The organism is Brucella sp. H1_1004 (genome assembly GCF_047308065.1).
GTDB lineage: Bacteria > Pseudomonadota > Alphaproteobacteria > Rhizobiales > Rhizobiaceae > Brucella > Brucella pseudogrignonensis_B.
Genome location: NZ_JAYKZA010000001.1, coordinates 652,591 through 666,598 on the forward strand (window position 1 = coordinate 652,591; position 14,008 = coordinate 666,598).

The window sequence follows — 14,008 nt, forward strand, 5'->3', positions numbered from 1 at the left end:
GATTGGTTAGTGGCAATTGTATTTAATTCGATGCTTTTTGATATTCGTTTAAGATGGGGCGAGTTTAAATTCATTGGGTGCGATATGCTTTGTCTCGAAAAGTTCCATGCCTTTTAAGCGATTATTTGCAAGGGACTGCGCGCATTTAAAAATAGCCGAATTTTTTTCATCGCCAAGTTTTGTCTTATGCTCGGCCCGTTCTACGTATATGTTCGACAACCTATTAACAGCCCAGCTTGAAAATAATACGGCACCTGCACTGATACCTGCACTATCCCTTTTATCCATATCGGGATCTAACCATCGACTTGAGAGATACCCCCCAGCGGCGGCGGCTACTCCAGCTACGAGGCCGGTTGAATGGCTAATAATTTTCTCCTTGTTAAAATAAGCCCTACCAGGTGCGCTTAACTTGTTATGAGCTGAGATGTCAAAAAGTGCGCGTGCCTTAATAAATTCTGGTTTTTCATTGTCTTCTGGTGCATTTCTACCACAAAGAAGATTGATTAAATCATCTTTGTCGTAGTCTGGCTTAGCTATTGCGGAAATTTCTGATTTTGGAAGCAAATTTATTGCTTCTTTCATTGCAGAAAGCGCTTCTATGTCTTTTTTTCTTTTCAAATTGTTATTATTAGCTTCTTCGTAAATATCAGAAATTTTCTTTGAGAATTTGATTTTATCATTGCATACATCTTCTAGCTCTTTTCTGATTGTTGCAGGGTTAGGTTCATCGGGTTTATTGATATTATTTTTCTCATTTAATTTAGATGAAGCATCGTAATTATCAATATTAATCATATCAATAAATGTATGGCTGGGTTTTATATTCATAATTTAATTTCCTGTTTAATGCATATGATCGTAATTCTTGGCGGAAAAATATTGAAATAGTAAATTCAAATAAGATTTCCTGGATGGCTGGGCGAGGTCGCATCGCGCAGTGCAAGGTTTAAATAAGCTAAAGGCTTACGTTGTTGATCATCTTGAAGCAGCATAACAAGCATCAGCTTCGGACAAGCTTGAGACCGCATAAAGGATGTGAAAAATCGCAGGGGGTTCTCGCATGGTCAACACGATGATGAGTTATCGGCTGATCGCGTCCGATATGACGCGGTCGTTGCAGCGCGTTTCGAAGGAACCGCTGGTCGAGCGAGAAACCGCCTATTACAAAGAGAATATCGGCAAGGTGAAATCCATTGATGATTTCATGTCCGATACCCGGCTTTTTAACTACGCCATGAAGGCATTCGGCTTGGAAGACATGGCCTATGCCAAGGCATTCGTTCGCAAGATCCTGACCGAAGGCGTCAAAGATGATGACGCGATGGCGAACAAGCTGACCGACAAGCGGTATAAAGAATTTGCGACGACATTCGATTTTGCAGGCAAGGGTGAAAAAGCCACCGAAAGCACGGCTGCCCAGCAAGGTGTGATGGATAAATATATCCGTCAGACACTGGAGACCGAGGCTGGCAGCCAGAACGAGGGTGTCCGTCTGGCGCTCTATTTCGAGCGCAAGGCATCCACCATTACCAATGCATATGAAATCCTTGGCGATAAGGCATTGCTGACCGTTATGCAGACAACGTTTGGCTGGCCCTCGGTGATGTCGAATGCTGACATCGACAAGCAGGCCAAGATGATCGAGGCCAAGGTCGATTTCTCGAAAATGTCAGACCCTGACTATGTATCGAAGATGATCTCGCGTTTCACAGCCATGTACGAAATGAACAATCCAACCACGAGCAGCCCGGCATCAATCGCCTCGCTGTTGCTCGGTGGCACATCGTCGGTCGGCATATCGTCGAGCATTCTGACCACTTTGCAGAACTTCAAGCCGGGCGGACGCTGATCGATGCAGAATAATTCCATCTATGTAGGCCTGTCTTCCCTCGTCACACTTGAACGGCGGATGGATGCCATTGCGCATAATGTGGCAAATATTTCGACGCCGGGCTTTCGCGGCGAAGGCACGAAATTCAATACAATCGTCTCGAACAAGGCCAGCGAAGACGTGAACTTCGCGACCGCAGGCAAGAGCTATATTCGCACAGAAGCAGGCTCAATGCTGGAAACCGGCAATCCTTTTGATGTTGCCGTTAAGGGCGATGCCTGGATGTCGGTCAACACCCCGCAGGGTGTTGTCTATACCCGCGACGGCCGCATGAAGATGATGCCAACCGGCGAACTTGTGTCTGTCACAGGCAATTCGGTTCTGGATGTGGGCGGTGCGCCTATCGTTCTCAATCCGGATGGTGGCGCGCCCAAGATTTCCAGTGACGGTGCGGTCTACCAGAACGGTGCACAGATCGGTGCAATTGGCCTGTTCTCGATCCCAGCAGATGCCGATCTCAGCTATGCAGGCAATTCCGGTGTCGTGCCAAGCAAGCCTGCACAGGCTGTCGTTGACGATATGAGTGTCGGCGTTGTGCAGGGGATGATCGAAGGTTCCAATGTTGATGGCATGACGGAAATGACCCGTCTGATCAGCGTCAGCCGGGCTTTTGAGCAGGTCAATAATCTGCTTTCGCAACAGGAAAGCACGGTGGCTGAAGCCATCAGGACGCTGGGCTCCAAAAACGGATGACGCCTGATTTACCGCTCGCGCGGCTCGCCGCCTTTGCACGCCAACAATCGATAGCGCCAAAGTCTCTGACAGGTATTGGCGGTACGGTGAGCGATGTGTCGCGTTCGGCGATTGCGGTACGGGGTCTGTCGCGCAATGCGCGTTTGGGTGATGCGGTGGCTATCCGTGCCGACAGTGGTCAGAGCCTAGCCGAGATCATTCGTGTGGCTGATCATCAGGTGCTCGTGAAGCCGTTCGATGATCGCATAATTCCATCACTTGGCGCCGCTGTTTTTGAAGAAGGGCCGCTTCGCATTCGACCTGCGCCGGAATGGCGTGGCAGGGTCATCAATGCATTGGGCGAGGCGGTGGATGGAAAAGGCGCATTGCAACCCGGTTTGCGCCCCATGGCATTGGAAAACCTTGCGCCAGCCGCCTTGCGACGCGCACGCGTGGATCGCGGATTGCGGACCGGCGTCAATGTAATCGATATTTTCACGCCGCTTTGTTTTGGGCAGCGTATCGGCATTTTTGCAGGCTCAGGTGTTGGCAAATCCACCTTGCTCGCCATGATGACCCGCGCTGCCGATTTCGATACCGTCGTTCTGGCGCTGACCGGTGAACGCGGTCGCGAAGTGCGCGAGATGCTCGAAGAGACCATGGCGGGGCATCTCGATAAAACGGTAACGGTGGTTGCGACGGGCGACGAAAGCCCGATGATGCGCCGCCTTGCTCCCAATACTGCAACAGCAATTGCCGAGTATTTCCGCGATCTTGGACAGAATGTCCTGCTGATTGTGGATTCCGTCACACGTTTTGCCCATGCTGCGCGCGAGGTGGCTATTGCTGCGGAAGAACCGCCGGTATCGCGGGGTTATCCGCCAAGCGTGTTCAGTCAGTTACCGCGTTTGCTTGAGCGCGCCGGCCCCGGCATTACCGAGGCGGGTGGCAGTATCACGGGCATTTATTCGGTGCTGGTCGATGGCGATGATCACAATGATCCGGTTTCCGATACCATTCGCGGTACGCTTGATGGGCATATTGTTCTTGATCGCGCAATTGCGGCTCGGGGACGTTTTCCGGCGGTCGATATTCCTGCGTCGGTTTCACGACTGGCAAAACATAACTGGACGCCAGAACAGCGCAAACTTGCCACCCAGCTGCGCAGTATGGTTGCGCGTTTTGAAGAGACGCGCGATCTGCGTGCGATTGGCGCCTATCAGAAGGGCAATGACGGATTGCTGGATCAGGCTGTCGATTTTGTTCCGCGTATTTATGATGCGCTGCAGCAGTCGCCCGAGACAGGCCTGTCGGCTGACCCTTATCACGATCTTGCCGCGGCACTGCGCGGGGAAAAACAGGCATGAAGAACATGAAGACGGGTTCGCGCAAAACTATGGAAGAGGCCATTCTCGCTGATCTGGCAGCAGAGGTGGAAGCCGCGACTGTGAGCGAAACCAAAAAGCCGCAAAGTCAGGTTGACCGCTATCTCAAGATTGCAGCAATCACACTTGCTGTCGGCTGCGCGATGCTTCCCTTCGTTACCTATTTGCAACGTGCCGATCTGAGCCCGGATAAGAAGGCCGACAGCAAGATTGTTGATCCGCTTGACCGCTCCGAGCAGAAGACCGTGCGTCATTTTCCGTCCTTCCGCCCGAATGATCAGGTCGCCCCGAGTGAGGATATCGACACCACCACGACTGGTTCGGTCATGTCGAACGGCAAAGGCTTGCCGGGAACAGGCGCGGGTAATGGCGGTGAAGGCGGTGAGGGGCAGGCATTGCCAAAGCCGGTATTTGCATTGCGTGAAGTGGTCGGCGGTATGGCGATGATCGAAGATACGTCGGGCTATTGGTTCGTCGAAAAGGGGTCGCTCCTGCCCGACGGCAGCCATCTGGTTTCTATCGGTCGCGGCAATCAGGCCGGTACGTGGAAGCTGACGACATCATCCGGCGATGTGATTGAAATGCGCAGATGAGGCCATGAACTGACCTTTATGAAGCTTGCGTCAGTCCGGCTTGCAAACAGTTGGTTCATTTTTCCAGAATCAGAACTGATACTAATATAAGTATTTGATTCAAATATATTTTATGAGCGTTATCCGCATGTCGGAATGCTCTGCCCTTGCTAAACCTTGCTCCACGCAAGCTTGACGCAAGTTCCGACCTTTAAGTTAACGAACTATAAAGGCGGGATACTCAATGAGCTCCATTCATCTTTTCGATCTGGCTGCAAGGCAGGCGCAGTGGTTGTCGGTACGACAGGCCACGGTTGCGGGCAATGTCGCCAATGCGAATACGCCGGATTTCCGGGCGCGCGACGTTCAGCCCTTCGCTGATGTGCTGGACAAGACCCAGCTCACCATGGCTGCAACAAGTCCGCAGCATCTGGAAGTCGAGGCGAATGGCATCGCAGGCGCCCGGCTGCGCCCGGAGGATATCACCGAGCAGACCCATTCGGGCAATACGGTCGATGTCGAGCGGGAAATGATGAAGGCGGGCGAGATTTCGCGTGAGTATTCGCTCAACACCAGCATCGTCAAAGCGTTTCACCGCATGATGCTGTCTGTGGCGAAAGGGTAAGCCATGTCGGATGCCTTGCAAAATACCCTCAAGATTGCAGCGTCGGGGCTTTCGGCTCAGTCGACCCGTTTGCGCATCGTTTCTGAAAACCTCGCCAATGCGCAGGCGACTGCCAAGACTGCCGATGCCGATCCTTACCGCCGCAAGACTGTATCCTTCCGCACGGAAGTCGAGCAGGGCACGGGCGCTGCCGAAGTCCGAGTTGCTGAAGTCGGCAAGGATACCTCGGCCTTTATCGAGCAATATGACCCAAGCCATCCAGCAGCGGATGCGCGTGGCTATGTGAAATACCCAAACGTCAACATGGTCGTCGAGATGGCGGACATGCGTGAAGCCAACCGTTCTTACGAAGCCAATTTGCAGGTCGTCAAACAGGCCCGCGAGCTGATTTCAATGACCATCGATCTCCTGAGGAGCACATAATGTACGACTCAATCATGAGTGTTTCGGCGCGCAACGCCCTGTCGCGTCTTTCTGAAACGGTTGCTGAAAAGAGCGTCGGCTCGACCTCGGCTCCGCAGGCTATTCCAACGACGCCCGGTGCTTCCTTCGGGGAAGTGCTGTCGCAGATGACGGATTCCGTTGGTCAGAAGCTGCAGGCAGCGGAAGCCAACTCGATCCAGGGCATCAAAGGCGATGCGCCGCTGCGTGATGTGGTCAGTTCCGTCATGGAGGCCGAGCAGTCGCTTCAGACGGCAATCGCGATCCGCGACAAGATCGTGCAGGCCTATCTCGAAATCAGCCGTATGCCGGTCTGAGTGCTCTCACTGAATAAGGACCCGCTATGAAAGCCCTGACGATTGCCGCAACCGGTATGAACGCCCAGCAGCTCAATCTGGAAGTGATTGCCAACAACATCGCCAATATCAATACGACAGGCTTCAAGCGTGCCCGCGCCGAGTTTTCCGATCTTCTCTATCAATCGGAACGGACCGCTGGTGTGCCAAATCAGGCCAATCAGGCAATCGTTCCCGAAGGCGCGCTGGTCGGGCTTGGTGTTCAGACAGCGGCTGTGCGCAATCTGCATATTCAGGGCAGCTTCAATCAAACCGGCAATCCCTATGACGTGGCGCTGACGGGTCGCGGCTGGTTCCAGATCCAGAGCCCAACGGGCGAAACGCTTTACACGCGCGCTGGCGCATTCAACAAGAATGCCGACGGCCAGCTGGTAACGCTCGATGGAAATCCGGTCGAACCTGCGATCACCATTCCACCTGACGCCATTGAGGTCACGGTTACAGAGACCGGTCAGGTTTTTGCCAAGCTGCAGGATCAGGTCAATCAGGTCGATCTCGGTCAGCTGACACTTGCCAACTTCACCAACGAAGCGGGTCTGGAGCCACTGGGCGGCAATCTCTACCGCGAAACGGAAGCCTCTGGCGGCCCATTGGTCGGCGTCCCGGGTGATCCTGGCTATGGCGCGATCAAGCAGGGTTATCTCGAAGCGTCAAACGTCGATCCGGTGAAGGAAATCACTGATCTGATTACGGCACAGCGTGCCTATGAAATGAACTCCAAGGTCATTCAGGCAGCTGACGAAATGGCCGCGACTGTATCGAAGAATCTGCGCTGACGGTGAGAGCGATGATATACGCGAAGGCATATTCCCGGAAATTAAGGCTCGCATTTGCTGCTGGCCTGTTTCTATCCGCATGCTGGGGTGCCAACGCCGCCGAGCATATGGCTTTCTTCGTGCCTTCGGCGACAGTGTATCCCGGACAGGTTGTAAGTGACGTTTCATTGGTCGAAAAGAAATTTTACATCAGTCGGCCGGCGGCAACGCAATATGTCCTTTCACCAGACCAGGTCACAGGCAAAGTGGCACGTAAAACCTTGTTGTCCGGCAAACCTATTCTTATGGCGGCACTTTCTGAGCCTTCGCTGGTTACGCGCGGCGTACCCGCTTCGATGGTTTTTACATCTGGCCCTTTGACAATTACTGCCACAGGTATGCCGCTTGAATCCGGCGCGGTGGGAGACTTCATAAAAATTCGTAATATGGATAGCGGCATTATCGTATCAGGAACAGTGTTGGCTGACGGTCGTGTTCAGGTGGGTATGCAGTGAGAAAAACATGCGCTGCCCTTTTTGCTTGTATCGCACTTCTGGTTCAGCCGACGACCGGCTTGGCCGACGAGGCTTCTAAAAATGCGCGCGAGTTTAGCTCAGCCGTCGATGCTGATGCCGACTGGTTGGGCTCTGGCGGTGATCCGTCAAAAATGGCTTATGCTGAACTTGGACGGGGCAGCGCGGTAGCGCGCCTGAAAGATATCGCTACCATACAAGGCGTTCGTGAAAATCAACTCGTAGGTTACGGTTTAGTGATCGGCCTAAATGGTACTGGCGATAGCCTGCGCAACTCACCTTTTACTGAGCAATCCATGCGCGCCATGCTTGAAAATCTCGGTATTAATGCGCCACGCAATTCGACACGTTCAAAGAATACCGCAGCGGTGATTGTGACAGCAAATATGGTTCCATTTGCCGGTGCGGGTTCCCGCATTGATGTAACAGTTTCCTCGCTTGGCGACGCAACATCTTTGCAGGGCGGAACACTTGTTATGACGCCCTTGCAGGGTGCTGACAACGAAGTTTATGCGGTTGCACAAGGCAACATGATAGTGTCTGGATTTTCCGCAGAAGGTCAGGCTGCAAGCGTTGTGCAGGGTGTGCCAACATCGGGTCGAATTCCAAACGGTGCGCTGGTTGAAAAGGAAGTACCTGGCAGTTTCGGAAAAGATGCTGAAATGATTGTTGAACTCCGCGATCCAGATTTTACAACTGCGGTTCGCGCTGCCGATACGATTAATATTTTCGCGAAACGTCGCTATGGGCGCGGTGTTGCAATCGCACGCGATGCAAAGACAATTCGGATTCAGCGCCCTAAGAATGTGACACCAGCGCGCTTCCTTGCTGAGCTGGAAGGTTTGCCAATTGTCACTGATGAAGTGGCGCGTGTGGTTGTCGATGAGCGTACGGGCACTGTGGTTATCGGCGATAAGGTTCGCATTTCCAAAGTTGCAATTAGCCATGGCAGTCTGACAGTGCGCGTCACCGAAACACCGATGGTCGTGCAGCCAGATTCGTTTAGCTATGGTGAAACGGAAATCGAACCGAATACCGACATCGCCGTTAATCAAGCAGATGCCAAGATCGGTATCCTTACAGGTGCGAACCTTGAAAATCTGGTTAAGGGCCTCAACCAGATGGGGGTAAAACCCAATGGTATCATAGCAATCTTGCAGGCGATTAAAACGTCAGGTGCTCTTCACGCAGAGTTGGTGGTGCAATGAGATTGGCTGGTAACATCATTCGCTTTGGTTCGGTCATTGTAGTGCTCTTTGGCGCGGGCTTACCTGCTCTTGCGCAACAGCCCATGCCACCTGTTCCGGCCTCAACGACTGCCGCACAACAATTGTCTGCGTCTGCGCCGGTTGGCAACCTTGATGAAATTCGCAAATTTTGCAGCAATATCGACGATCAGGCCGCTGATGCGCGATATTCTTTGCAGGCTAAGCAACTTGCTGAACTCAAGGCTGATGTCGACGAACGCATGCGCGCGCTGGAAGCCAAGCGCAAAGAATATGAGATGTGGCTGAAGCGTCGCGATGCTTTTGTCAACAAGGCACAGGATTCTCTTGTCGATATCATCTCCAAGATGAAGCCGGATGCGGCTGCAGCGCAGATGTCGCTGATCGGTGATGAAGCCGCCGCAGCTTTGATACTCAAGCTCAATCCGCGTGTTTCCAGCATAATCCTCAATGAAATGCCGCCTGAAAAGGCAGCTAAGCTCGCGCGCGTCATCGTTGGCTCGCAGCGCACGACCGCAACGCCGCCGCCCACCAGGGAACAGCGCGCGCAGGCGGAAACCGGGAATTCTGTGCAATGACGAAAAGCATGAACAAAGCGCTCTTTGCAGCAGCAACTTTGGTTCTTCTGGCAGGCTGCGCCACCAAACCAGAAGAAATCGGTCGCGCACCCGACCTTTCCCCTGTCGCGGCCAATCTAGGTGTGCAGAACAATCCGCAATATAGCGGGTATCCGGTCCGCCCCAGCAAAGCCTCTTATTCGCTTTGGAACCAACGCTCGACGAACTTCTTCAAGGACCCTCGTGCGCAGGAGCCGGGCGATGTTTTGACTGTTATTATCTCGATCAATGATCGCGCAAATATGGATAATAAAACCGACCGCGAACGTGTTTCAAAGGGTCTTTATGGCGGCGGCGCTTCGTTTGACACCAGTAGCCTTTCCGGCTCATTCGGTGGTGGATCTATGGATGCGTCGGTCAACACGCGCTCTAATAGTGCTTCTAAGGGTAAAGGTACAATCGAACGAAGCGAAGACATTCGTCTCCAGATTGCTGCTATTGTGACGGACACGCTACCAAACGGCAATCTCATCATTAAAGGTTCGCAGGAAGTGCGCGTGAACAATGAGTTGCGTGTGCTCAACGTTGTCGGTGTTGTGCGGCCGCGTGATATTTCCGGTTACAATACCATTTCCTACGACAAGATTGCTGAGGCGCGTATTTCTTACGGTGGACGCGGTCGCTTGAGCGAAATTCAGCAGCCACCTTATGGCCAGCAGATTCTCGATCAGATTTCTCCGTTCTGAAGTTGAGCAGGCATGAGCGATACGGCAATCAATAAGGACGGCAAGGTAAAAGGCTCTATCGCGGGTCTCTTAGGCGCTGTTGCAGTTTTGACCGCAATCGCGGGCGGTGGCGGATGGTATCTGGGTGGCGTCATTTCCGCTGGCCAGCAAGCTGCAGTCAAATCGACGACGAAGGAAGACAAGCCGAAACAGGGTGATTTTGAATCGCGTTCCATTGGTACAATCATTCCCCTGCAGCCGATTGTAACCAATCTTGGCATTCCGCAGACTACATGGGTCCGACTTGAGGCGGCGCTTGTTGCAAAGCCGGGTCGTGAAATTCCGCCTGCAGTTGCAGCAAGTGTAGGCGATGATTTCATGAGCTTCCTGCGGAGCGTCAATCTCATGCAGTTGCAGGGGGCCGCTGGTTTGGCCTATTTGCGTGCCGATCTTGAAGAGCGGGCGCGGATGCGTTCGGAAGGCGCGGTTGATCGCGTTTTCATTTCGACGCTGGTAGTAGAATGAAGAAAATTTTCGCCCTGAGTGGCTTGCTGACGCTGGCCTTTATTTCGGTTGCCCATGCACAAGCCTTGTCGCTGGATAATCTTCTGCCAGCCGGAAGTGGTGCAGCCAGTGGACAGATCGTTCAGCTGTTTGGCCTTCTGACGGTTCTGTCGGTCGCGCCCGGCCTGCTGATCATGGTCACAAGCTTCACGCGATTTGCCATTGCATTCTCGCTTTTGCGTTCGGGGCTCGGGCTTCAGACAGCTCCTGCAAGCATGGTGATGATCTCGCTGGCGTTGTTCATGACCTTCTATGTCATGGCACCAGTGTTTGATCGTGCCTGGAACAATGGCGTGCAGCCTTTGATGCGCAACGAGATCACACAGGACGTGGCATTTCGTGAAATTTCGAATCCGTTTCGCGAATTTATGATGCGCGAAGTGCGCGACAAAGATTTGCGCATGTTTGAAGATCTAGCAGATCCGGCATTCCGCACGGGTGAAGACGGCATTGTTGATTTCCGCGTGCTGGTTCCGGCCTTCATGATTTCGGAATTGCGGCGTGGGTTCGAGATCGGCTTTCTGATTGTTCTGCCGTTTCTGGTGATCGACCTCGTGGTCGCAACACTGACCATGTCTATGGGTATGATGATGTTGCCGCCGACGGTGATATCGCTGCCGTTCAAGATACTCTTCTTCGTACTGATCGATGGCTGGAATATTCTGGTTGGAAGCCTGATACGGTCATTTGCGTAAAATCGGGTGTACCCCATCAATTGCATGTTAAGCATTCTGACTAGGTATCCCACCAGAAAATGCCGTTCGTTAAAAACGATCGCATTCTATTAATATATTCTTAACAATTGGGTTATAATGCTAGCTTCCATAGGAGGTCCCACGCGTTCGTGGTGACAGGCATGATGCCGCTCTCCTATGCCGGTAATATTCAATCCGGCCTGTCCCTCAGTTTGTTTTCCCAAGGGGCAATACAATGTCTAGCATTCTTACCAACTCTTCAGCTCTTACCGCTCTTCAGACCCTTTCCTCGACCAACAAGTCGCTGGAAACCACGCAGAACCGTATTTCGACCGGCCTGCGCATTGGTGAAGCTGCTGACAATGCATCTTACTGGTCGATCGCAACCTCGATGAAGTCCGACAACAAGGCCAACTCGGCTGTTCAGGACGCTCTCGGCCTCGGCGCCGGCAAGGTTGACACTGCATACACTGCAATCAACGACATCAAGGACCAGGTTGACAAGATGAAGTCGCTTCTGGTTAGCGCTCAGGGCGCCAGCCAGGAAGACCAGAAGAAGGTCGCGACCGAACTCAAAGCAATCCAGTCGCAGATCAAGTCGTCTGCCAGCAACGCGAATTACGCTGGTTCCAACCTGCTCGTGAACGACGCAGCTGCAACTTCGGACCTTAAGGTTGTTGCATCGTACAACCGGACCGGCACCACTGTAACGATCGACACCGTTGACGTTGCTGCTGCTGACGTACAGGTTTTTGCTGACGCTGCGGGCACCGGCGGTATCGCTGGTGATCTGGTCGCTGATGCTTTCTTCGATCCATCGACTGCAAAGCTTGACGACGCTGCAATCAAGACTGCTCTGGAATCGGTTGAAACCGCTCTGGACAAGCTCACCACCGGTGCAGCTTCACTTGGTGCTGCAAAGGCACGTATCGACACCCAGAAGAGCTTCATTTCCAAGCTCAGCGACTCGGTTGAAAAGGGCGTTGGTACGCTCGTTGATGCCGACATGAACAAGGAATCGGCTCGTCTGTCGGCTCTGCAGGTTCAGCAGCAGCTGGGCGTTCAGGCTCTCTCGATCGCTAACTCGTCGAGCCAGTCGATCCTGTCGCTGTTCCGCGGCTAATCACTTAGCTGATAAAGTTGATACTTTGAGGGGCGTGGAATTTATTCCGCGCCCTTCTTCTTTTCTAAAAAATCGCCTCGTCCTTCAAGCCGACACTTTCGCGCAAGCTTCGCGATCTATTTTGTTCGCATTAGGATGGCGGTGGTATCGATGCAGCAGAATTTCCAGCAATTACTCGATCAGCTTAAGGGAACGCTCGGCAAGCTTGGCGCGCGAAAACTTATAGCGCTCGGACTTGTCGGAGCTGCACTGATGGGCGCTATTCTTTATACGAGCGTCTATCTGAGCCGCCCCTCCTATGAGACGCTTTATGTCGGCCTTTCGCGCGATGATGTGAACCGTATGGGGCTGGCGCTCGGTGAAGCTGGCATTGCTTTCGACGTCAAATCCGACGGTTCATCGATCCTTGTTCCTGTCGGCAAGGCCGAACAGGCGCGTATGTATCTGGCTGAAAAAGGTCTGCCGACGTCAAACAACGCCGGTTACGAGCTTTTCGACAATATGGGCTCGCTTGGCCTGACGTCGTTCATGCAGGAAATCACGCATGTTCGCGCACTTGAAGGCGAGATCGCGCGTACCATTCAGGCCATTCGTGGCGTAAAAGCTGCGCGCGTTCACATCGTCATGGCCGAAAAAGGCTCGTTCCGTCGCGGTGATCAGAAGCCATCTGCCTCGGTTGTGATCCGCGCTGAAGGCGGCTTTGCCGCTGAATCCGCGCAGTCGATCCGCCAGCTGGTTGCTGCCGCTGTGCCATCGCTGGATGCTTCGTCCGTTACGGTTCTCGATACCAATGGTCGTCTGCTCGCATCTGCGGGAGAGGCCGCGAATGGTGCTGCTCTTTTGACCGCGTCGCTTGAACAGCAGGTGGCTGGCAATGTGGATGAGAGCATCCGCAAGGCGCTTGCTCCATATCTCGGTGTTGGTCACTTCCAGAGCAGTGTTCAGGCAACGCTTGATACCGACCGCCGTCAGACCAATGAAACGCAATTCGATCCTGAATCGCGCGTTGAACGTTCTGTTCGTGTTGTGCGTGAAAGCGGAGACTCCCGCAACGCACGTAACGACAATGCCACCGGCGTTGAGCAGAACATTCCGCAGGAAGAAATTCAGAACCGCAACGGCGAAAGCTCGTCTGAAAAGACTGATCGCCGCGAAGAACTGACCAATTACGAAATGAACTCCAAGACGGTGTCCACAGTCAGCGATGGCTACACCGTCAAGCGTCTGTCGATTGCGGTCGTCATCGATCAGGCGCGTTTGCTTGAAACGGCGGGCACCACGCCGCCGCCTGCCGATTTCGTCGATCAGCAGATCCTGAAAATCCGCGACCTCGTTGCAACTGCCGCCGGTCTCAATGCCGATCGTGGTGATGTGATCAACGTAACGGCTGTCAATTTCCTCAGCCCTGCGGGCGCAGATATGGAGCCGGTTTCGACGCCGTGGTCCGAGCAGCTGATGCGTCAGAGCCGTTCCTACGTCAATGCGCTGGCAATTCTTGCCGCTGTTGCACTCCTGATCTGGTTCGGTGTCCGTCCTTTGCTCCGCGATCAGAACGCGAAGCCATCCGGAACAGAAGTTGCGCTGCGTGAACCGGGTGATGTCGCTGTGCCAAACTTTGTTGGTGATACACAGCAGGCCATCGCCGGTGAGGGTGCTAAGGCAGTGATCGGTGGACCAGAAGCCTATGCCGATCAGATGAAGACCAGCCTCAGCGATTTGCGTCAGCGTATGCGCATGCCTGCCAAGTTGCGCCTCGAACAGATGATCGAGATGGATGAAGAGCGCGTTGCTGCAGTTCTTAAGCAGTGGATCCACGAAACCGCCATCAAGCAGGAAGCAGCATCAAACCAGCGATCTGTAATGCCGGAGCTTGAGGCTGCCTGAT

Annotated in this window: 17 protein-coding genes; 16 read left to right on the top strand and 1 reads right to left on the bottom strand. The window is 53.3% G+C overall.

Annotation, left to right across the window (positions count from 1 at the left end):
* Positions 1–48 precede the first annotated feature (48 nt).
* Positions 49–831: a hypothetical protein gene (locus U2P60_RS03200; protein ID WP_413571279.1), complete on the bottom strand. Its 783-nt coding sequence runs from the start codon at positions 829–831 to the stop codon at positions 49–51.
* 232 nt (positions 832–1,063) lie between these two features.
* Here U2P60_RS03200 and U2P60_RS03205 point away from each other — a divergent pair, with 232 nt between their 5' ends.
* The 16 genes from U2P60_RS03205 to fliF all read left to right on the top strand — a co-directional run bounded on the left by U2P60_RS03205 (position 1,064) and on the right by fliF (position 14,007).
* Positions 1,064–1,852, top strand: coding sequence for a DUF1217 domain-containing protein (locus U2P60_RS03205; protein ID WP_413571280.1), 789 nt, complete (start codon positions 1,064–1,066; stop codon positions 1,850–1,852).
* Positions 1,853–1,855: 3 nt separating this feature from the next.
* Positions 1,856–2,587: a flagellar basal-body rod protein FlgF gene (gene flgF, locus U2P60_RS03210; protein ID WP_064321431.1), complete on the top strand. Its 732-nt coding sequence runs from the start codon at positions 1,856–1,858 to the stop codon at positions 2,585–2,587.
* Positions 2,584–3,933: a flagellar protein export ATPase FliI gene (gene fliI / locus U2P60_RS03215; RefSeq protein ID WP_413571281.1), complete on the top strand. Its 1,350-nt coding sequence runs from the start codon at positions 2,584–2,586 to the stop codon at positions 3,931–3,933. Before flgF ends, fliI begins: the two co-directional genes overlap by 4 nt.
* Before the next feature lie 5 nt (positions 3,934–3,938).
* A complete protein-coding gene (locus U2P60_RS03220) occupies positions 3,939–4,544 on the top strand; it encodes a hypothetical protein (RefSeq protein ID WP_413571983.1) in 606 nt (201 codons plus the stop codon).
* A gap of 223 nt (positions 4,545–4,767) precedes the next feature.
* A complete protein-coding gene (gene flgB / locus U2P60_RS03225) occupies positions 4,768–5,148 on the top strand; it encodes a flagellar basal body rod protein FlgB (RefSeq protein WP_007877061.1) in 381 nt (126 codons plus the stop codon).
* 3 nt (positions 5,149–5,151) lie between these two features.
* Positions 5,152–5,571: a flagellar basal body rod protein FlgC gene (gene flgC, locus U2P60_RS03230; RefSeq protein WP_007877060.1), complete on the top strand. Its 420-nt coding sequence runs from the start codon at positions 5,152–5,154 to the stop codon at positions 5,569–5,571.
* A complete protein-coding gene (locus U2P60_RS03235; RefSeq protein WP_007877059.1) occupies positions 5,571–5,906 on the top strand; it encodes a flagellar hook-basal body complex protein FliE in 336 nt (111 codons plus the stop codon). Before flgC ends, U2P60_RS03235 begins: the two co-directional genes overlap by 1 nt.
* Before the next feature lie 26 nt (positions 5,907–5,932).
* Entirely contained in the window at positions 5,933–6,721 is a 789-nt protein-coding gene (gene flgG, locus U2P60_RS03240) for a flagellar basal-body rod protein FlgG (protein ID WP_007877058.1), read from the top strand.
* 11 nt (positions 6,722–6,732) lie between these two features.
* Complete coding sequence (gene flgA, locus U2P60_RS03245; protein ID WP_413571284.1) at positions 6,733–7,215, top strand: flagellar basal body P-ring formation chaperone FlgA; 483 nt, start codon at positions 6,733–6,735, stop codon at positions 7,213–7,215.
* Positions 7,212–8,441 carry a flagellar basal body P-ring protein FlgI gene (locus tag U2P60_RS03250; protein WP_413571286.1) on the top strand — a complete coding sequence of 410 codons (1,230 nt, stop codon included), beginning with the start codon at positions 7,212–7,214 and terminating at the stop codon, positions 8,439–8,441. Before flgA ends, U2P60_RS03250 begins: the two co-directional genes overlap by 4 nt.
* Positions 8,438–9,037: a MotE family protein gene (locus tag U2P60_RS03255; RefSeq protein WP_313829172.1), complete on the top strand. Its 600-nt coding sequence runs from the start codon at positions 8,438–8,440 to the stop codon at positions 9,035–9,037. The genes U2P60_RS03250 and U2P60_RS03255 overlap by 4 nt, the downstream gene beginning before the upstream one ends.
* Positions 9,034–9,762 (top strand): flagellar basal body L-ring protein FlgH, encoded by a 729-nt coding sequence (gene flgH, locus U2P60_RS03260; protein ID WP_313829173.1) that lies wholly within the window; start codon positions 9,034–9,036, stop codon positions 9,760–9,762. Before U2P60_RS03255 ends, flgH begins: the two co-directional genes overlap by 4 nt.
* A 12-nt stretch (positions 9,763–9,774) precedes the next feature.
* Positions 9,775–10,266, top strand: coding sequence for a flagellar basal body-associated FliL family protein (locus U2P60_RS03265; protein WP_413571287.1), 492 nt, complete (start codon positions 9,775–9,777; stop codon positions 10,264–10,266).
* Positions 10,263–11,000, top strand: coding sequence for a flagellar type III secretion system pore protein FliP (fliP, locus tag U2P60_RS03270; protein WP_413571289.1), 738 nt, complete (start codon positions 10,263–10,265; stop codon positions 10,998–11,000). The genes U2P60_RS03265 and fliP overlap by 4 nt, the downstream gene beginning before the upstream one ends.
* 235 nt (positions 11,001–11,235) lie before the next feature.
* Positions 11,236–12,123, top strand: coding sequence for a flagellin (locus tag U2P60_RS03275; protein ID WP_313829175.1), 888 nt, complete (start codon positions 11,236–11,238; stop codon positions 12,121–12,123).
* A 135-nt stretch (positions 12,124–12,258) separates the two neighbouring features.
* The gene (gene fliF / locus U2P60_RS03280) at positions 12,259–14,007 is read left to right on the top strand and encodes a flagellar basal-body MS-ring/collar protein FliF (RefSeq protein ID WP_413571290.1); all 1,749 of its coding nucleotides are present in this window, start codon (positions 12,259–12,261) and stop codon (positions 14,005–14,007) included.
* Position 14,008 lies beyond the last annotated feature (1 nt).